Source organism: Streptococcus sp. Marseille-Q0941 (genome assembly GCF_943736975.1).
GTDB lineage: Bacteria > Bacillota > Bacilli > Lactobacillales > Streptococcaceae > Streptococcus.
This window is the reverse complement of the sequence record NZ_CALSFO010000008.1, coordinates 82,593-99,976: the sequence shown is the minus strand read 5'-3', so window position 1 is coordinate 99,976 and position 17,384 is coordinate 82,593. Positions and strand designations below refer to the sequence as shown.

General features: G+C 40.7%; 18 protein-coding genes. 2 read left to right on the top strand and 16 right to left on the bottom strand.

All coding sequences use genetic code 11. The annotated features are described in order from the left end of the window. Positions 1–3 precede the first annotated feature (3 nt). From NGI26_RS08650 to NGI26_RS08585, 15 genes are all read right to left on the bottom strand, one after another. The gene (locus NGI26_RS08650) at positions 4–300 is read right to left on the bottom strand and encodes a 50S ribosomal protein L23 (protein ID WP_001055347.1); all 297 of its coding nucleotides are present in this window, start codon (positions 298–300) and stop codon (positions 4–6) included. After that, entirely contained in the window at positions 300–923 is a 624-nt protein-coding gene (gene rplD, locus NGI26_RS08645) for a 50S ribosomal protein L4 (protein WP_251938778.1), read from the bottom strand. The genes NGI26_RS08650 and rplD overlap by 1 nt, the downstream gene beginning before the upstream one ends. Before the next feature lie 24 nt (positions 924–947). Continuing rightward, positions 948–1,574 (bottom strand): 50S ribosomal protein L3, encoded by a 627-nt coding sequence (gene rplC / locus NGI26_RS08640; protein WP_000160197.1) that lies wholly within the window; start codon positions 1,572–1,574, stop codon positions 948–950. Positions 1,575–1,657: 83 nt separating this feature from the next. Then, positions 1,658–1,966, bottom strand: coding sequence for a 30S ribosomal protein S10 (gene rpsJ, locus NGI26_RS08635; protein WP_003009585.1), 309 nt, complete (start codon positions 1,964–1,966; stop codon positions 1,658–1,660). A gap of 296 nt (positions 1,967–2,262) precedes the next feature. After that, positions 2,263–2,859 (bottom strand): anaerobic ribonucleoside-triphosphate reductase activating protein, encoded by a 597-nt coding sequence (nrdG, locus tag NGI26_RS08630; RefSeq protein WP_251938776.1) that lies wholly within the window; start codon positions 2,857–2,859, stop codon positions 2,263–2,265. A gap of 5 nt (positions 2,860–2,864) precedes the next feature. Next, positions 2,865–3,365: a GNAT family N-acetyltransferase gene (locus NGI26_RS08625; protein WP_251938774.1), complete on the bottom strand. Its 501-nt coding sequence runs from the start codon at positions 3,363–3,365 to the stop codon at positions 2,865–2,867. 43 nt (positions 3,366–3,408) lie between these two features. Further along, positions 3,409–3,549 (bottom strand): hypothetical protein, encoded by a 141-nt coding sequence (locus tag NGI26_RS08620; RefSeq protein WP_000521609.1) that lies wholly within the window; start codon positions 3,547–3,549, stop codon positions 3,409–3,411. A gap of 11 nt (positions 3,550–3,560) precedes the next feature. Beyond that, on the bottom strand, positions 3,561–5,768 hold the full coding sequence (nrdD, locus tag NGI26_RS08615; RefSeq protein WP_251938813.1) for an anaerobic ribonucleoside-triphosphate reductase: 2,208 nt from the start codon (positions 5,766–5,768) through the stop codon (positions 3,561–3,563). A gap of 125 nt (positions 5,769–5,893) precedes the next feature. After that, the gene (locus NGI26_RS08610) at positions 5,894–7,447 is read right to left on the bottom strand and encodes a damage-inducible protein CinA (RefSeq protein ID WP_251938772.1); all 1,554 of its coding nucleotides are present in this window, start codon (positions 7,445–7,447) and stop codon (positions 5,894–5,896) included. A 44-nt stretch (positions 7,448–7,491) separates the two neighbouring features. Beyond that, positions 7,492–7,626, bottom strand: a complete 135-nt coding sequence (locus NGI26_RS09230; RefSeq protein ID WP_286009856.1) for a hypothetical protein — start codon at positions 7,624–7,626, stop codon at positions 7,492–7,494. An 88-nt stretch (positions 7,627–7,714) separates the two neighbouring features. After that, complete coding sequence (mnmG, locus tag NGI26_RS08605) at positions 7,715–9,631, bottom strand: tRNA uridine-5-carboxymethylaminomethyl(34) synthesis enzyme MnmG (protein ID WP_251938770.1); 1,917 nt, start codon at positions 9,629–9,631, stop codon at positions 7,715–7,717. Positions 9,632–9,639: 8 nt separating this feature from the next. Continuing rightward, a complete protein-coding gene (locus tag NGI26_RS08600) occupies positions 9,640–10,095 on the bottom strand; it encodes an NUDIX hydrolase (protein ID WP_251938767.1) in 456 nt (151 codons plus the stop codon). A 140-nt stretch (positions 10,096–10,235) separates the two neighbouring features. Continuing rightward, positions 10,236–11,357: a tRNA 2-thiouridine(34) synthase MnmA gene (gene mnmA, locus NGI26_RS08595; RefSeq protein ID WP_251938765.1), complete on the bottom strand. Its 1,122-nt coding sequence runs from the start codon at positions 11,355–11,357 to the stop codon at positions 10,236–10,238. A gap of 643 nt (positions 11,358–12,000) precedes the next feature. After that, positions 12,001–12,630 carry an ABC transporter ATP-binding protein gene (locus tag NGI26_RS08590; protein ID WP_251938763.1) on the bottom strand — a complete coding sequence of 210 codons (630 nt, stop codon included), beginning with the start codon at positions 12,628–12,630 and terminating at the stop codon, positions 12,001–12,003. Further along, on the bottom strand, positions 12,627–14,735 hold the full coding sequence (locus tag NGI26_RS08585) for a bacteriocin-associated integral membrane family protein (RefSeq protein ID WP_251938761.1): 2,109 nt from the start codon (positions 14,733–14,735) through the stop codon (positions 12,627–12,629). The genes NGI26_RS08590 and NGI26_RS08585 overlap by 4 nt, the downstream gene beginning before the upstream one ends. Before the next feature lie 184 nt (positions 14,736–14,919). Between NGI26_RS08585 and NGI26_RS08580 the strand changes: the two genes are divergently transcribed. After that, positions 14,920–15,783, top strand: coding sequence for a helix-turn-helix domain-containing protein (locus NGI26_RS08580; RefSeq protein WP_251938759.1), 864 nt, complete (start codon positions 14,920–14,922; stop codon positions 15,781–15,783). A 49-nt stretch (positions 15,784–15,832) separates the two neighbouring features. On the opposite strand, the gene apf is transcribed toward NGI26_RS08580, so the two are convergent. Continuing rightward, positions 15,833–16,465: an aggregation-promoting factor gene (gene apf / locus NGI26_RS08575; protein ID WP_251938757.1), complete on the bottom strand. Its 633-nt coding sequence runs from the start codon at positions 16,463–16,465 to the stop codon at positions 15,833–15,835. A gap of 241 nt (positions 16,466–16,706) precedes the next feature. Here apf and sdaAB point away from each other — a divergent pair, with 241 nt between their 5' ends. Further along, positions 16,707–17,378 carry an L-serine ammonia-lyase, iron-sulfur-dependent subunit beta gene (sdaAB, locus tag NGI26_RS08570; RefSeq protein ID WP_251938755.1) on the top strand — a complete coding sequence of 224 codons (672 nt, stop codon included), beginning with the start codon at positions 16,707–16,709 and terminating at the stop codon, positions 17,376–17,378. Positions 17,379–17,384 lie beyond the last annotated feature (6 nt).

The following is a 17,384-nucleotide window of genomic DNA, read 5'->3' as shown; positions in this document are numbered from 1 at the left end:
AGATTATTCAGCTTCAGCTGCAAACAACTCGATTGCTTTTGAATCAGCTGTAAGAGTGATGATAGCTTTTTTAGTTTTGTTAGTAAAACCAGTGTAACGTCCAACACGTTTAGCTTTAGGTTTTACGTTAATTGTGTTAACATTTGCAACTTTAACACCTTCGAAAGCAGCTTCAACAGCTTGCTTGATCAAAAGTTTGTGTGCACGAGTGTCAACTTCAAATACATATTTTCCTGCTTCAAGTTGAGCCATTGAGCTTTCAGTGATTACAGGTTTTTTGATAACATCATACAAATTCATTATGCAAGAACCTCCTCGATTTTAGAGATAGCTGCTTGAGTAACAAGAAGTTTGTCACTATTTGCGATGTCAAGAACACTTGCAGTTGTAGCAGTCGCAACTTTCACGTTTGGAAGGTTACGAGCTGAAAGAGCTGCGAATTCGTTTCCTTCTTCAAGAACAACAAGGACTTTAGAATCGATGCTCAAAGCTGCAAGAACTTTTGCAAATTCAGCAGTTTTTGGAGCTGTAAATTCAAGAGAATCAACGGCTACAAATTTGTTTTCAGCAACTTTTTCTGAGTAAACAGATTTAAGCGCAAGGCGACGAACTTTTTGAGGAAGTTTGTACGCATAGCTACGTGGAGTTGGTCCGAAGACGATTCCACCACCACGCCATTGTGGAGAGCGGATAGAACCTTGACGAGCACGTCCAGTTCCTTTTTGACGCCATGGTTTGCGTCCGCCACCTGAAACAGCTGAGCGGTTTTTAACTGCGTGAGTTCCTTGACGAAGGCTAGCACGTTGGCTGATGATCACATCAAACACAACAGATTGGTTTGGTTCGATACCAAAGATCGCATCGTTAAGAACAACTTCGCCCGCTTGTTTACCAGTTTGGTCGAATAATGTTACATTTGCCATTTTGACTGTATTCCCCTTTCCTTATTATTTACCAGCTTTAACTGCTGACTTGATAGTGATAAGAGATTTCTTAGCACCTGGTACGTTACCTTTAATAAGGATAACGTTCTTTTCTGGAACAACTTGTACAACTTCAAGGTTTTGAATTGTTACGCGGTCGCCACCCATACGTCCAGCAAGGTTTTTACCTTTGAATACGCGGTTAGGTGCAACAGGTCCCATAGAACCTGGACGACGGTGGTAACGAGAACCGTGAGCCATAGGTCCACGTGATTGTCCGTGGCGTTTGATAACACCTTGGAAACCTTTACCTTTAGATGTACCAGTTACGTCAACAACGTCTCCAGCTGCGAATGTTTCAACTGTGATTTCAGCACCAACTTCCAAGCCTTCAACGTTTTTGAATTCACGAATGAAGCGCTTAGGAGCCGTGTTAGCTTTCGCTACATGTCCTTTAGCAGGTTTGTTGCTCAATACTTCGCGTTTGTCATCGAAACCAACTTGGATAGCGTTGTAACCATCTGTTTCAACAGTTTTAACTTGAAGAACAACGTTTGGAGTTGCTTCGATAACTGTTACAGGGATCAATTCGCCAGCTTCAGTGAAGATTTGAGTCATTCCCACTTTTTTCCCTAAGATTCCTTTTGTCATGAGAAAATAGTTCCTTTTCTATATTTTTTTATTCAAAAAGTTTTTAACGAGCGTTTTTTATGCTCAAGGCATCAAGCTTTAAATTAAAGTTTGATTTCTACGTTTACACCACTTGGAAGATCCAATTTCATCAAAGCATCAACTGTTTTTTGAGTTGGGTTGATGATGTCGATCAAACGTTTGTGTGTACGCATTTCGAATTGTTCGCGAGAATCTTTATATTTGTGAGTCGCACGAATAATTGTGTAGAGGCTACGCTCAGTTGGAAGTGGGATTGGACCCGCAACTTGTGCACCTGTACGAGTAGCTGATTCTACGATTTTTGCAGCCGCTGTATCAAGCGTACGGTGTTCGTAAGCTTTCAAACGGATACGGATTTTTTTGTTTGCCATCTTTTTCTCCTTTTCGTCTATTTAAGATAATAGGCTAGCTCCACAAGAAAACCGACGCGCGTTGCGTGGCAATGCAACCGAGCGTGTCGCAACCTCTTGCATCAAAGCTAAGGCTGTAATTTACAGCACCATAATAGAATAACACAAAGCCCCTGCGATTGCAAGGGATTTGACAGGATTTTTTTAATTTTTCGAATGAAACTGTTTTCTTATCGCTCCTTATCTCAAAAAAGCATAAATGAAGAGCAAATTTTTATTTTTCTTCTATATTAATATACAGTTTCTGCAATTGTTTTTTATTCCCTCTTCACCTGTTCATAGCTTTGCTTCCCATCATTAAGCTTGTCCCAAATAACTACTTTTCCACTTTGCAGAGATTTTTGTACATCGATAATTCGTTGATTAGAAGAACCTCGAAACTGGAGCATGAGATTGCGCTTGCTTTTGTCATACCGTCCATCGACAAGGATGTCAATCAGCGACAAGAGTTCCAGTTTATCTGGAGTTTCCAGCATCATTTCTTCCCAAGTGTAGCCCGTCCAGGACCAGATGTCTTTATCTGGTAATTCCTTCCGAATGCGTTTTACGAGGGGCAAGAGGATAGCAGTATTGAGGAATGGCTCTCCTCCCAGTAAGGTCAAGCCTTGAACATAGGGCTGGGCAAGATCTTCCATAATCTGTTCTTCTAACTCTGCTGTATAAGGAATGCCTGCATTGAAAGACCAGGTCGCAACATTGTAACACCCCTCACAGTGAAACATACAACCTGCTACGTAAAGGGAGTTGCGCACCCCTTCTCCATCCACAAAGTTAAAGGCCTTGTAGTCAATGATACGCCCCTGACTGAGTTCTTCACTTTTCCACTCGCCTGGTTTTGGTGTATTCCATGTCATGCTGTCTACTCCAAGTCTATCCAATAGCGCTCCGTTCCGTTTCGAACATCCTCCAACTCCCCACCATTAGCTAAGATAACAGCTCGGCTTGCTGGATTTTCTGTGCTACAAGTCACTAAAGCTCGTTTAATATTCTTTCCCTTAGCAACTTGTAGACCTTGTCGGAGGGATTCTTTGGCATAACCCTTACCTCTTTCAGATGGACGAATGGAGTAGCCAATATGGCCAGCATAATTCAGTAAACCCTCATTCAGTCTCAATCGCAGATTCAAAAGTCCTAGAGCACGACCTACATCATCAAATGATACAAATTGAATAGAAGGAACACGATTTTCAGGCAAGTTTATTCCCATCTCTTTTTGCATATTTATTTCCAACCACTCTTCATACACAAAGTTCTCTGTATCCCAGAAACCACCATCATGAGGTGACTGTACTTGTTCAAACTCTGCCATCATCTCTAAAACTGTTTCTTTATCTGCCAATGTTGGTCTGCGTAGTATCATTTTTACCTCCAATTAAGAGAAAAGTGAGAGGCAACTCTCACTTTTATTTTTTCTTGTTCTTGTTTAAAAATTGCTCTCTAAGGCTAGCCACTCGGTCTTTTTTATTGCCCCCACCCTTTGAATGTTTCTCGTGGAATCGTTGAACCAAGGCCTTTCCTTTATCGTCTAATTGATATTTTCCCATTCTTTTTCTTTCTAATTTCTTACTTCATGTCCAGCCGTTTTAATAGTAGAACCGTTCATATGTTTGACACGCGCTGCGATTTCCTTGTGGCGTCCGTTGACCATCGGACGGGCTTGAGGATTTCCCAGATAACCACAAGTTCGTTTCACTACATCTACTGTTTTAGGATCATTGTTTCCACAGTTAGGACAAGCGAACCCTCTCTCAGTTGGTTCAAAATCCCCTTCAAAGTCACACTTGTAGCAACGATCAATCGGAGTATTGGTCCCGAGATAACCGACCCGGTCGTAAGCATAGTCCCAGACAGCTTCCAGGGCTTTAGGATTTTGTTGAAGAACTGGATACTCACAATAATGGATGAAACCACCTGACGCACCCGCTTCTGGATAAACTTTCTCAAAGTCCAATTTTTCAAAAGGTGTTGGATTTTTGCGGACATCATAGTGGAAAGAGTTGGTGTAGTATTCCTTGTCTGTAATATCAGGAATAGAACCGAACTTCTCTGTATCCAAACGACAGAAGCGATCTGTCAAGCTTTCAGATGGTGTCGAATAGATAGAGAAGTGATAACCGTATTGGTCAGACCACTCTTCTACTCGGCGCTTCATATCGCGAATAATATCCAGTGTAAATTCCTTGGCTTCAGGATTGCTTTCCCAGTTATTGCCAAAGAAGACGGTTGCCACTTCGTACAAACCGATATAACCTAGAGAGATGGTCGCACGACGGTTCTTAAAGAGCTGGTCAACACTTTCTTCTTTTCCAAGTCGACGTCCGAAGGCTCCGTATTGATAAAGAATTGGTGCATTAGCTGGAGTGGCTTCCTTGGTTCGCTCCACACGATAGACCAAAGCATCTTCCGCGATGTTCATGCGCTCGTTGAAGATTTCCCAGAACTTATTCATGTCCCCTTCAGATTCGAGGGCGATACGAGGAAGATTGACCGTCACGACTCCTAGGTTCATACGACCAGAATTAACCTCTACTCCATTTTCGTCCTTCCAGCCTTGAAGGAACGAACGGCATCCCATCGGAACCTTGAAGGAGCCTGTTAACTCGACAATCTTATCGTAAGATAATACATCTGGGTACATCCGCTTGGTTGCACACTCAAGAGCCAACTGCTTAATATCGTAGTTAGGCGAACCTTCCTCCAAGTTAAGTCCTCTTTTAAGAGTGAAGATAAGTTTCGGGAAGATTGCTGTACGATGTTCTGAACCCAGCCCCTTGATTCGAATATTCAGGATTGCCTTTTGAATTTCGCGTTCAAAACGATTGGTTCCTAGACCGAAACCAAGAGAGGTAAAAGGGGTTTGACCATTTGAGGTAAAGAGGGTGTTAATCTCGTACTCTAGAGATTGCATGGCATCGTAGATGTCTTTCTGGGTTTTCTTCCAGGCGTACTCCTCACGCTTATCAGGCAGAACCCATTCCTCTGCATCTTTGAGATGCTTTTGGTAATTTTTCTCTGCATATGGAGCCAAGACTTCATCAATCCGGTCTGCGGAACATCCACCGTACTGACTAGAGGCAACGTTTGCGATGATTTGCGAAATCTGAGCTGTTGCAGTCTGGATAGACTTAGGACTCTCAACCTCTGCATTCCCAATCTTAAAACCATTTTCCAACATGCCATTGAAATCAATCAAACAACAGTTGGTCATAGGGGTGTAGGGGCTATAGTCCAAATCGTGATAGTGGATATCCCCTTTTTGATGGGCATTAGCCACATGTTTAGGAAGCATTTGGAGTCCAATCGACTTCCCTACAATCCCTGCTGTCAAGTCACGCTGGGTATTAAAGACATCACTGTCCTTATTGGCATTTTCATTGACAACCGCCTGATCTTTATTGAGCAGTTTATGGATGCTGAAGTTGATATCTGTTGCTTTTGAGCGCTCAAAATCACGTTGGGTCCGATAAGTAATATATTCCTCGGCCAAGGCGTATTCTTTAGCTTCCAACAACTCGTGCTCTACGATATTTTGGATTTCGTAGATTTTTACACCTTGAGGGAAACGGCTATGAATCTCTTCAACGATACGTTCAACTAGGGTGCTAAGTCGCTTTTCAACCAAAGGGGTTACATCCATAACCTTTTCAGCAGCCTTATGAAGCGCTTTGTCAATCTTGTCTACATCAAAAATTACACGTCTGCCGTCACGCTTTTCAACGAATAAAGTCGGATCAGGGACAGCCTTCTCTTCCAATACAATCATATCCATACCCTTTTCTTAAATATAATATTGATTCTAAAAAGTATTATATCACTAAAAAAATAAAAATCAATATCTTGTGTTAAAAAATAAAAATTTTTTAAAATTACACAAGATATTGATTGTTTTTATTTTAATTTGTAGAATTTAAAGTCTTTGAATTCACTTTGAACCGCTTGATAATTTTCAGCTAAAAGTTGCTCAACTTCTGTCCATAGGGTTGTTTTTGTATTTACTACAATCATCTTTGGTTGATTATCTCGTAAATCATTTACAAGCTTGGTACGATTTGCATCAAGTCCTGTATGCAATCTCGGTGATAATAACTGACTAGCAGCCAAGCGTTCACTTGCCTTATAACTACTTGTCTGATCATCCCAAACATAGATACGATCTGTAGCCTGCGTTTCCCCTTTAACCTTAGCTTCAATACTGGTTCGTTCTTGATATTGTGCAGTATGGAGCAAATATCGTGATACTAGAGGAGCTAAAAATAGGTAAGCAAGAGCTAAAATTGGCAGGTAGGCATTTCCTTTTACAAAAGCTCCCCATAGAGAAGTTTCTTCTCTAGAACGTCTACGACGATTGGCTCCTTCTGGTTTCTCTGTACGAATTCCAGCCAGTAAAAGAAGAGACAAGAAAGGAAGTAACTCCACCATACGACTGCCGTGGATTTGGTCTGTAGAAAAAATTTCTAAAACCAATACCAAAATAACAGCTATTGCAGCAAAGATTGATAAGACAGACTGTTTCAATGGCTTAGATCGGAAGAGACCTGTAAATGCCATCGTCAACGCTCCAAGAGCAATGGCTAACAATCCATAGAAAAGGATGTTGTCTAGCAATCCCGGGTTAGACGTAAAGTTCAAACTATCTACTGGGTAGAGTATTTGACTAATCGCATTTCCAAAACTACCTTTATAAACCGTGTAGTAGCCAATTGGATAAAAGAAAATTGAAAAACCAAGGCCCGCAGCAAAAGATTGATAGACACCATGAGTCAATTTGTTGCGACCGACATTAAAAGCTGTTACTGCAAGAAACAAGACGAATGCATACAAGGTTGTAACCAAAGGTGCAAAGAAAAATGCTAGAGCCAAGCTAGCTCCAATACGCAAGAAACCTCTATCTTGGTTTGGTTCGGCCAAATAAGCCGTCACTAAACTTAGAGCATAGAACAAGAATGGGAGAGCAAGAATAGTTGCATATCCGCCACCAAAGCTAAGAGCACTAGCCAGGATATAAAAGACTGTCAATACTTGTTGTGATTGTTTATTTTGTTCCGTCAGATTGTAGGCCGAACGAAAAAGAAAGAATCCGGCACCTACTAAAGTCAACCAATTAAAGACGGCAAACAAAATACTTCCCTGAGTTACATACTGTAAAAAGTAATAGAGGAGACCACTAGTTCCAAAATAATCTGTGTAGACGTCTCCGCTTTGGTGCATAGCCCATCCAATATAAAAATCCTGAGACTGCTCAGGACTTATCAATCCTAAGAAGAAGGGGAAGATTACGGATACAAGGACCACTAGAGTACTCAAAATGAGGATATTAAAAAATGGTAAGCGGGCAGGTTGACGAGTTTTAACCTCAAGTTGCTCCTCATTCTCTACTAGAGCATCCTGGCTTCCCATCCAAGTTGGAGTTGGTTCGTCTTCTAATCTACCATATACACTCATACATTCTCTCCTATTCTTTAATTTGTTCTAGTATATCAAAAAGTCTAGTTCTTGTCAGCCTGTGGCCGACGTTTGCTCAACTTTTCAGACAAGGAAGCAAAGCGTTCGACCTCATAAAAACGGTGATATAAAGCTGTTTTATAGTGAGCTAAAAAAGTTTTTTCTTCTACTGTTAGCATTATCATTCCTCCTTTTCTTTTTTATTCGAAAAAAGAAGAAAAATCTAAAAACGCTGAATTCCCAAAAATAGAATTCAGCGTTTTGTTTTTAATCAGCTTTTTTTTCTAAATTTTTTGAAATGCTTCGATTTTTACCTTCCAGATAGACCATAAGAATGGAGATATCTGCTGGGTTAACTCCAGAGATACGGCTGGCTTGGCCGATGGTTTCTGGATTGATGAGTTTGAACTTCTGGCGAGCTTCTGTCGCAATAGAGTCAATGTCATCCCAGTCGATGTTGGCTGGAATGCGTTTTTCTTCCATGCGTTTCATCTTGGCAACCTGATCCATGGCTTTGGAGATGTAGCCTTCGTACTTGATTTCTGTCTCGATCAATTCGATAATCTTGTCATCTAACTCTTCAGCAGCAGGTCCGATGAAAGCCACCACATCTTGGTAAGAGACTTCTGGGCGGCGAAGGAATTCCTTGGCTGTCACAGCGTCAGTCAATGGCTTGAAGCCCATCGCTTCAACCTTAGCGTTAGTTTCCTTGACCGGTTTGAGTTTGATGCTGTCTAAACGCTTCATCTCATTGTCAAATTGGTTTTTCTTGATTTCAAAGCGAGCCCAGCGTTCATCATCAACAAGCCCAATCTCACGTCCCATCTCGGTCAAACGCATATCAGCATTATCATGACGGAGAATGAGACGGTATTCTGCACGACTAGTTAATAGACGGTAAGGTTCAATGGTTCCCTTGGTCACCAAGTCATCGATCATCACCCCGATATAACCGTCGCTGCGCTTCAAAATCAACTCAGGCTTGCCTTGGATTTTCAGAGCTGCGTTGATCCCAGCGATAATCCCTTGGCCAGCAGCCTCTTCATAACCTGACGTTCCATTGGTCTGACCAGCCGTGAAAAGTCCTGAAATTTTCTTGGTTTCTAGAGTCGCACGCAACTGATGAGGCAAGACCATGTCATACTCAATGGCATAACCAGTACGCATCATCTCTGCATTTTCCAAACCTTTGATAGAATGCACCAATTCACGTTGCACATCCTCAGGAAGGCTAGTTGAAAGACCCTGGACATAAACTTCCTCTGTATTGCGACCTTCTGGCTCAAGGAAGAGTTGGTGGCGTTCCTTGTCCGCAAAACGCACAATCTTATCCTCAATCGACGGACAGTAACGAGGTCCCACTCCCTTGACCACACCTGTAAACATAGGTGCACGGTGGAGGTTGTTTTGAATAATCTCATGACTAGTACCATTGGTATAGGTTAACCAGCATGGAACTTGGTCTTTGACATAGTCCTCATCACGCGAAGTGTATGAGAAGTGATTAGGCGCTTCGTCTCCTGGCTGAATTTCTGTCACATCGTAGTTGATAGAAGAAGCCTTGACACGTGGAGGGGTTCCTGTCTTGAAACGACCAATTTCAAGCCCAAGTTCCTTGAGATTATCAGCTAGGTTAATCGAAGCTAGGCTGTGGTTAGGTCCTGATGAGTACTTGAGGTCTCCGATGATGATTTCCCCACGGAGTGCAGTCCCTGTCGTCACAATAACGGCCTTGGCAGCATACTCTTGATGGGTAGCTGTACGAACACCGACAACCTTGCCATCTTCCACTAAAATCTCATCAATCATAGTCTGACGAAGAGTGAGGTTGTCTTGATTTTCAACCGTCTTGCGCATCTCCTTAGAGTAGAGCTCCTTGTCAGCCTGCGCACGAAGGGCACGAACGGCTGGCCCCTTCCCAGTGTTGAGCATCTTCATCTGGATGTAAGTCTTGTCAATATTCTTCGCCATTTCACCACCGAGGGCATCGACTTCACGCACGACAATCCCCTTGGCAGATCCACCGATAGAGGGATTACAAGGCATGAAAGCCAGCATTTCAATGTTGATGGTCGCAAGCAGAACCTTACAACCCATACGGCTGGCAGCCAAGGAAGCCTCGACCCCAGCATGTCCCGAACCGATTACAATAATATCGTATTCTTCAGTAAAATTATAAGTCATTTTCTCTCCTATTCTTCAAGATGGATGTGTCTTAGTTGCCCGTTCCATTCTGGTAAGGCTGTTTTTAAAAAGGCTGGAACTAGCTGGAAATCCTCAAGCTGACCCAAGTCAAGCCATTCACAGGGCTGCGTTTTCTCATCTTCCTGCATGGTCAATGGGGCATCCTCAAGCAAGTCCACCAGATAATGAAACTCGATGTTGTGATAATAGACACCGTCTTGTTCAAAACGATTTTCAACCACAAAAGCTAGCTGACCAGCTTGAGCTTTGACACCCAGTTCTTCCCTCACTTCGCGGACTACCGCGTCTTCCGTTCTTTCATTGACTTGGATGGCACCGCCAATAGTGTAATACTTGCCCTCATCTTTGGTAACTAGGAGTTTGCGATTTTGAAGAATCAAGGCTGTCGCCCGAACACCAAAAACTGTATTTTCCACTTTTGTCCGAAAGTCTTGTTGAGTCATTTTTATCCTTTCCCTTAAACGACACAAAAACAGTCAAAACTCGTAAGAAGTGCAGGACAAAAAAGCCTGCAACATCCATGAGCTTTGACCATCATTTCTATTGCTTTTATTATTGTAGCAAAATGAGAAAATTTGTCAATTTATATGTACTGACAAACCTTGCCGTCACAGTAGGCATTATCAATCAAACCACCACCAAGACATTCTTCACCATCATAAAAGACAACTGCTTGTCCTGGTGTAATGGCGCGCTGAGGTTCTGCAAAGATGACTTCAGCCTTATCTCCTTTGACATGGACGGTCACCTTAGAATCAGGCTGACGGTAGCGGAATTTAGCCGTGCATTCTAACGTAAACTCCTCTGGCATCTCACGAGTAAAGTGAACCTGACTAGCCTCTAAACTAGTTGACATAAGCGAGTCATGGTAGAAACCTTGGCCGACATAGAGGATATTCTGGCTTAGATCTTTTCCGACAACGAACCAAGGAGCATTATCACCACCGTGTTGTCCACCGATACCAAGCCCGCCACGCTGACCAATCGTATAGTACATCAGACCGGCATGCTCACCCATATCGCGACCATCCACAGTCATCATGCGACCAGGCTGGGCTGGCAGGTAGTTGCTGAGAAATTCTTTAAAGTTCTTTTCTCCGATAAAGCAAATCCCTGTCGAATCTTTCTTCTTAGCAGTCGCAAGGCCAGCTTTTTCTGCTAATCTGCGAACTTCAGGTTTTTCCAAATGTCCCAAGGGGAACATGGTTTTTTGTAATTGTTCTTGCGAAAGTTGGCTGAGAAAATAGGTCTGGTCCTTGCCATTGTCCACACCACGAAGCATGTGAACGATGCCATCCTCATCGCGCGCTACTCGAGCATAGTGCCCAGTCGCTACATAGTCTGCTCCCAAGGTCATGGCATAGTCCAAAAAGGCCTTAAACTTGATTTCCTTGTTACACATCACATCTGGATTTGGCGTGCGTCCTGCACGGTATTCTGCTAGGAAATACTCAAAAACGCGGTCCCAGTACTCTTTTTCAAAGTTGACAGAGTAGTAAGGGATGCCGAGCTGATCTGCTACTGCAGCCACATCCTTGTAATCTTCGGTAGCCGTACAGATGCCGTTTTCATCTGTGTCGTCCCAGTTCTTCATGAAGATACCAATCACGTCGTAGCCCTGCTCCTTGAGCAAGAGAGCCGTCACCGACGAATCGACACCACCACTCATCCCCACGACAACACGTGTTTTAGAGTTATTACTCATGGTAAGTCTCCCATCTATTCGTTTATTCACGATTGAAGGTCGTGTGTGCTTAACGATTGAAGGTCGCTTGAGCAGTATTCATTATAACACGCTTGGTTGGAGAAGACAAGAAAGAGGCTGATAATCTACCAACCTCTGTTTTTAGATACAGTTCTAATCCAAACTATTCTTTATAGAAAAAAGTCCTATAAAATCGAGCAATAGTTAAAATACAAACAAATATAATATCCAAAATAGATAATACTATTCTAAAGCATTGATAGCTCAGATTTCTCAGAATAGAGCTGTCCAAACTCTCGAACAGCTCAAATACATATATATCCATGCAATTCTAAGCTTAGAATTGCTATAAAATAAATGTTTTGTGATTATTCTAAGTCTTTGACTGCTTAAAATTTTACGTTCTGAAGGATTCTAAAGCTAGAATAGCTCAAAAATCACGAGAACTAAGGTATTTGAATCTTAAGAGTCATACAATTATCGTTTTTGATAAGTGTGGTTAGGAGGTAATTTTAGAGAATCTCCTAAAAACAACCGATTTTCTATTTTTATCAATCAAAAAATGTTAATAAATTAGTGTTTTAAAATTAAATTTTAAAGGTGTTCTTAAGTTTAAAGATTTTTGATAAGATTTCTGTATTTTTCACAATTCAATAACTCGATGGCATTGTTGAGCTACATAGGCATCGTGGGTAACGATAATGACCGTTTTCCCTTCCTTGTTCATATCTAAGAGAAAGTTTAAAACCAAATCTCGATTTTCAGGGTCTAGAGAGCCGGTTGGTTCATCTGCTAAAAGGAGCTGACTGGGTTTTAAAATAGCTCTAGCAACTGCGATTCGCTGCTGTTCCCCTCCAGATAACTCTGAAACCTTTTGATGCAGAGTTGATGGCAACCCCACCCTCTCTAAAATTTCTTCTATCCTTTTGACTTTGTCTTTTTGGGGCAATTTCACATACTTTAGAGCCAGCATGAGATTATACTCTACCGTTTCATTATCAATCAGAGCAAAATTTTGAAAAAGATAGGAAATGTGTTCGCGAATAATCGCTTGCGACTTAGCAGAATTGACAGGTACATTTGTCTGACCGAAAATTTCATAATGTCCACTGTAATCACCATCTATCAAACCCAAGAGATTTAACAAGGTTGACTTGCCACTACCACTCTTTCCAACTATCGCAACTAAGTCCCCTTGGTTAATCTTTAGAGATAAGTTCTCCAAAATAACTTTTTTTCCAATGGTTTTCGTAATATTTTCCAACTGTATCATAAGATGTCCCCTTTCAATAACTGCGCTACATTTCGTTTTTCCATCTTAGAACCCAAGAAAAGTACAAACAAAATATCTAAGCATGTAAATCCTGCGAAAAGCAAGAGTGGAAAAAGAGCATGGGCAAAGAATAACAAAACCATAAAAGGAAGGCTATAAACGGCTAATAGGAGACCCAGCAAGGAACGATACCGATCTATCAATTTCCACCCCATAAACTTCTTGGTAATAATATCCGTTCGCTTCAATAAGAAAGTTGTTACTAGTAAGAAGTAGGAAATCATCATACTAAGGAGACCAAACAAAGCAAAGAGTAGGTTAAAATTCCGAACAGCATCTCGATAAGAATCTACTTTCTCTTGTTGAATGGCTTGAATAGATGAAAATTTTAAATAATTCTCATCTGATAATTTCTCAACTAACGCTGTCACCTCTTTTTGATGTTGAGCCGTATTTTCGATTTTAATGGGGTTATTTAAACCTGTTGTTGACAGGGAGGCTTTTTCATCCCACATCATATCAGAATCATTGACCAAGCTAATAATTGGATTGTAGAGATTTTCCTTTCGCTTATCACTATATGGAAAGAACGACCAATCTCCTTCATAATAGGCAATCTCGACATCCATCTCCTCTATCCTTCGTTTTTGCTGCTCTTCATACTTCATCGAAAGATAGGCAATTAATTTCCCCAAGAGCTGATTTTTATCTTCTTCACCTTTCGTACTTGCTGGCATCAAAATAACTTTTTTAGTCCCAGTATCTGGTAACTTGAATCCTTTGCTCTTTAGAAAATTGCTATTAGCATAGTAAACAGTTAGCGTATCAGCCAGTTGATACTGCTGCACTTGTTCTGCAGTGGCAAAATTTTTTATAGGCAGGTTACTAGTTTGCACATAGCCTGCCTGCGTTTTTTCTACCAAATCCTGATAAAATCGATAGAAATAATCCACTGCTTGCCCTGAGCCTGCCAACTGCTCTTGCCACAGGTTATCATTGAGTTGGAAAGTTTCTAAGGTCAGATAATTTCCTTGACTGATCCACTGTTTCTGGTAATCCAACTCTTTGTTTTCTTGCTCCAAACTTTTCCCCACCCCAACTAGCAAGACTGTCAGTAAAATGGTGGTTCCAATTTTCATCAAATAATTAAAGAGTAGACCAAATTTGAAAGATGAAAAACCTTTCAGCAGAGAGCTGATTGTCATTTTTTGGATTAAGAGATAAGTCAACCAACTGATAAAGAGATAAAGTTGCAAAAGCAAAAAATGAGACAACCACAACATAGGGAACAAATCTTTCGGCTTATAATCAAGCAAGAAAAACACTCCTAGATTGATCACAAGCGCCCCACCTAGGAGGAGGTAAAGATTGCCTTTCACAACATCAGCTAAAACAGCTCTATCCCGAAAACCAAGCAATTTTTGTACACCCACTCTTTTCATTTCCATCATCGGCTGATACACTGTTACTAAGACAAGAAGCAAAATAGCCAAGACAAAAATAATAGCAGATAAGAGCAAATCTCGATTTATGACTTCCACTGCACTTTTATAGTTTGGCTCTAGCAAGGTAGCCTGGTCGGTCTTGAAAAAATCACTCCACTTCTGTAAAATCTGATCCCTATTCATCTCTTGAGTCGAACTAATCGTGTAGCGACCATTTAAACTACGAGATGTATCCTTGATATAGGCTTGAAAAGTCATAAGCTGAATAGGCTTGGCTTTTAGAAAGGTCGGAATCGTACCAAGTTTATTGGAAATTTCTTTATTACTGTAGACTCCTTCACCATCTGTGGCAAAATCAAGGGAAGAAAGCCCAAACTCTTGGTAGGGGAAGGTATCTTTATCAAAAACACCAGACTTGATCACCTCATCACCACTGTCTGTTTTGATGACGGAGACTTTGTACTCCTTTGATACATCCTCAAAAAATCGAAGAACAGATTCTGCAGGTTCGTTAACATCTTTCAAATATACATCCAAAGAACCCGCTGTTTTTCCCATTTCCTGAATCCGAATTACTTCTCGTGTATAGTTTACATTAAAAACAAAAAAAGTGGTACACAGAAGCAGGAGTAACATACAGAAATTACTGATTTTTTTCATAAAGATACCTCCTCAGCACTTTATCATCTTGATTATAAAATACAATATACCTTGTCGTAGAATTTGTTAACCCTTTTCACAGATTTATTTTAGATTTCTTTTTTACTTTTTATATTACTATGATACAATATTTTTAATCAATTTCTATGTTTTGTTAACTTTTTTCACAAATAAGGAGGAAATCATGCGCTACGATTTTGGAAAGGTCTATAAAGAAATACGTGAGTCAAAAGGATTGACCCAGGAGGAGGTCTGTGGGGGTGTCCTCTCAAGAACCAGCCTATCAAAAATCGAAAGCGGGAAAACAACCCCTAAATATGAGAATATGGAATTTCTTCTCCAGCAAGTCAATATGACCTTTGAAGAGTTTGACTATATTTGTCATCTCTATCAACCTAGCCAACGAGCGGAAATCATACAGACCTATCTCAATATGAGCTCAATCTTAGGGACTAGTGAACTTATCAATTTATTTCAAAAATGCCAAGACTACCTCAAGACCCACCACGACCTCCCTATAGAGGAAATCAGCGACATGCTTGAAGTTGTTATTTATATCCGTCAACATGGGCCAGGGGAATTATCAGACCACGCAGAACAGGTTGTCAAGAAACTTTGGAGAAAAATTGAAAAACAAGATACATGGTATGAGAGTGACCTAAAAATCCTCAATACCATTCTCTTTACCTTTCCTATAGAACATATCCATCTCATCACTGGAAAAATCTTGCAACGCTTAGAAGTCTATAAAAACTATCAACATTTATATGACTTGCGAATGGCAATCCTACTCAACCTTTCCACCTTATACTTGTACAATCAAGATAGAAACATGTGCCAACAAATCTGCTACACTTTACTGGAGGATGCCAAGAACAAGAAAAGCTACGATAGGCTTGCTATCTGCTATGTCCGTATTGGGATTTGTACGGATGATTCTAAACTTATCCAAAAAGGGTTCTCCCTTCTGGAGCTAATCGATGAAACTGCAATGCTGTCTCACCTCAAAAAAGAAGTTGACACTTATTATCAACCAAAGAAAATATAAAAAGTCGAGGAAATTCCCCGACTTTTTATACTATTCTGTCCATTAGTTCTTAATACCAACCGTTGTTAAGCCAGAAGTTCTTAGCAGCTGTCCATGAACCATAACGTCCTGCAACATAAGCGTCTGCTACACGTTCTTGGTTTTCAGCTGAGTAGTCGCCGTTCAAGTAAGAATCTGTCAATTGGTAACGTCCGATGTAGCGTCCGTTTGTCGCTGTATAGCTACCACCTGATTCTTTTTGAGCGATCCATTCTTTAGCTTCTGCTTCTGATCCACTTACTGTTGCCGCTGGTGCTGAGTAGCTCTCTGTTGCTGCAGGCGCTGAGTAACTTTCTGCCACTGCAGGTGCTGGAGCTTCATAAGTTTCTTCTACAACAGTTTCAGCAACTGCAGGAGTTTCTTCAACTTCTGCTACAGGAGCTTCTGTTGTTGTAGTTTCAGCAACTGGAGCTTCCCCATCGATAACCAATACTTGGTCAATAAAGATAAGGTCAACATTTTTAATGTTGTTCAATTTAGCTAATTTTTCAACTGTTGTGTTGTAAGTCTCAGCAATTTCTGAAAGAGTGTCTCCAGCTTTAACTGTATAAGTTTTTGTTTCTTGTGCAAAAGTTAGAGATGGTGCAAGGAAAGCAAGTACAACTGCAAATCCTGCAAGTTTAGTCTTCATGTTTAATTTCATTTAAAAAAGTTCTCCTTTTTTCTTATACTACCATGATACCTTTCTAATATTACTATTTGTTAACGAATCTATGTAGAAATGTTACAAAACTGTGATTTATTTACTTAAAAAAACCTTTTTTTTGTTACAAAACCCTTGTTATTAAAGCTTTTTAATCTTTTTATATATTTCAGAATGTAAATAAGCACTTACATCTAATCTTTGTTATAATAGAGGTAAGAATCTTTGTAAGGGGAAACAGATGCAATCACTTCGTTTTCAATCTGTCTTTGATATTATCGGGCCTGTGATGATTGGGCCATCTAGTAGTCACACGGCAGGAGCTGTTCGTATCGGTAAAATTGTTTCATCTATCTTTGATGATACTCCAACCGAGGTCGAATTTCAGCTTTTTAACTCTTTTGCAAAAACCTATCGTGGACATGGAACAGACCTTGCTCTTGTCGCTGGTATTTTGGGAATGGATACGGATGATTCTGAAATCCCAAATAGTTTAGAAATTGCCCACAAGCGTGGCATTAAAATCGTATGGACCATCCAAAAGGACAGTAATGCTCCCCATCCAAACACCACTAAAATCACTGTGAAGAACGAGCGTAAGACTATCAGTGTAACAGGAATTTCAATCGGCGGTGGAAATATCCAGGTGACAGAATTAAATGGTTTTGCCGTATCTCTCAACATGAACACCCCTACCATCATCATCGTTCATCAAGATGTCCCTGGTATGATTGCTCATGTGACAGAAGCTCTTTCTCGCTTTGGCATCAACATCGCTCAAATGAATGTAACTCGAGAAAAAGCTGGAGAAAAAGCCATTATGATTATTGAAGTTGATAGTCGCAACTGTGAAGAATCTATCGAAGAGATTCGGAAAATTCCCCATTTGCACAATGTTAATTTCTTTCAATAGGAGAAA

What these genes read in the sequence shown, in the direction of transcription:
- NGI26_RS08650 (WP_001055347.1), bottom strand. Translation starts at nt 300, where the DNA reads ATGAATTTGTATGATGTTATCAAAAAACCTGTAATCACTGAAAGCTCA.
- rplD (WP_251938778.1), bottom strand. Translation starts at nt 923, where the DNA reads ATGGCAAATGTAACATTATTCGACCAAACTGGTAAACAAGCGGGCGAA.
- rplC (WP_000160197.1), bottom strand. Translation starts at nt 1,574, where the DNA reads ATGACAAAAGGAATCTTAGGGAAAAAAGTGGGAATGACTCAAATCTTC.
- rpsJ (WP_003009585.1), bottom strand. Translation starts at nt 1,966, where the DNA reads ATGGCAAACAAAAAAATCCGTATCCGTTTGAAAGCTTACGAACACCGT.
- nrdG (WP_251938776.1), bottom strand. Translation starts at nt 2,859, where the DNA reads ATGACATGGAATACACCAAAACCAGGCGAGTGGAAAAGTGAAGAACTC.
- NGI26_RS08625 (WP_251938774.1), bottom strand. Translation starts at nt 3,365, where the DNA reads ATGATACTACGCAGACCAACATTGGCAGATAAAGAAACAGTTTTAGAG.
- NGI26_RS08620 (WP_000521609.1), bottom strand. Translation starts at nt 3,549, where the DNA reads ATGGGAAAATATCAATTAGACGATAAAGGAAAGGCCTTGGTTCAACGA.
- nrdD (WP_251938813.1), bottom strand. Translation starts at nt 5,768, where the DNA reads ATGATTGTATTGGAAGAGAAGGCTGTCCCTGATCCGACTTTATTCGTT.
- NGI26_RS08610 (WP_251938772.1), bottom strand. Translation starts at nt 7,447, where the DNA reads ATGAGTGTATATGGTAGATTAGAAGACGAACCAACTCCAACTTGGATG.
- NGI26_RS09230 (WP_286009856.1), bottom strand. Translation starts at nt 7,626, where the DNA reads ATGCTAACAGTAGAAGAAAAAACTTTTTTAGCTCACTATAAAACAGCT.
- mnmG (WP_251938770.1), bottom strand. Translation starts at nt 9,631, where the DNA reads ATGACTTATAATTTTACTGAAGAATACGATATTATTGTAATCGGTTCG.
- NGI26_RS08600 (WP_251938767.1), bottom strand. Translation starts at nt 10,095, where the DNA reads ATGACTCAACAAGACTTTCGGACAAAAGTGGAAAATACAGTTTTTGGT.
- mnmA (WP_251938765.1), bottom strand. Translation starts at nt 11,357, where the DNA reads ATGAGTAATAACTCTAAAACACGTGTTGTCGTGGGGATGAGTGGTGGT.
- NGI26_RS08590 (WP_251938763.1), bottom strand. Translation starts at nt 12,630, where the DNA reads ATGATACAGTTGGAAAATATTACGAAAACCATTGGAAAAAAAGTTATT.
- NGI26_RS08585 (WP_251938761.1), bottom strand. Translation starts at nt 14,735, where the DNA reads ATGAAAAAAATCAGTAATTTCTGTATGTTACTCCTGCTTCTGTGTACC.
- NGI26_RS08580 (WP_251938759.1), top strand. Translation starts at nt 14,920, where the DNA reads ATGCGCTACGATTTTGGAAAGGTCTATAAAGAAATACGTGAGTCAAAA.
- apf (WP_251938757.1), bottom strand. Translation starts at nt 16,465, where the DNA reads ATGAAATTAAACATGAAGACTAAACTTGCAGGATTTGCAGTTGTACTT.
- sdaAB (WP_251938755.1), top strand. Translation starts at nt 16,707, where the DNA reads ATGCAATCACTTCGTTTTCAATCTGTCTTTGATATTATCGGGCCTGTG.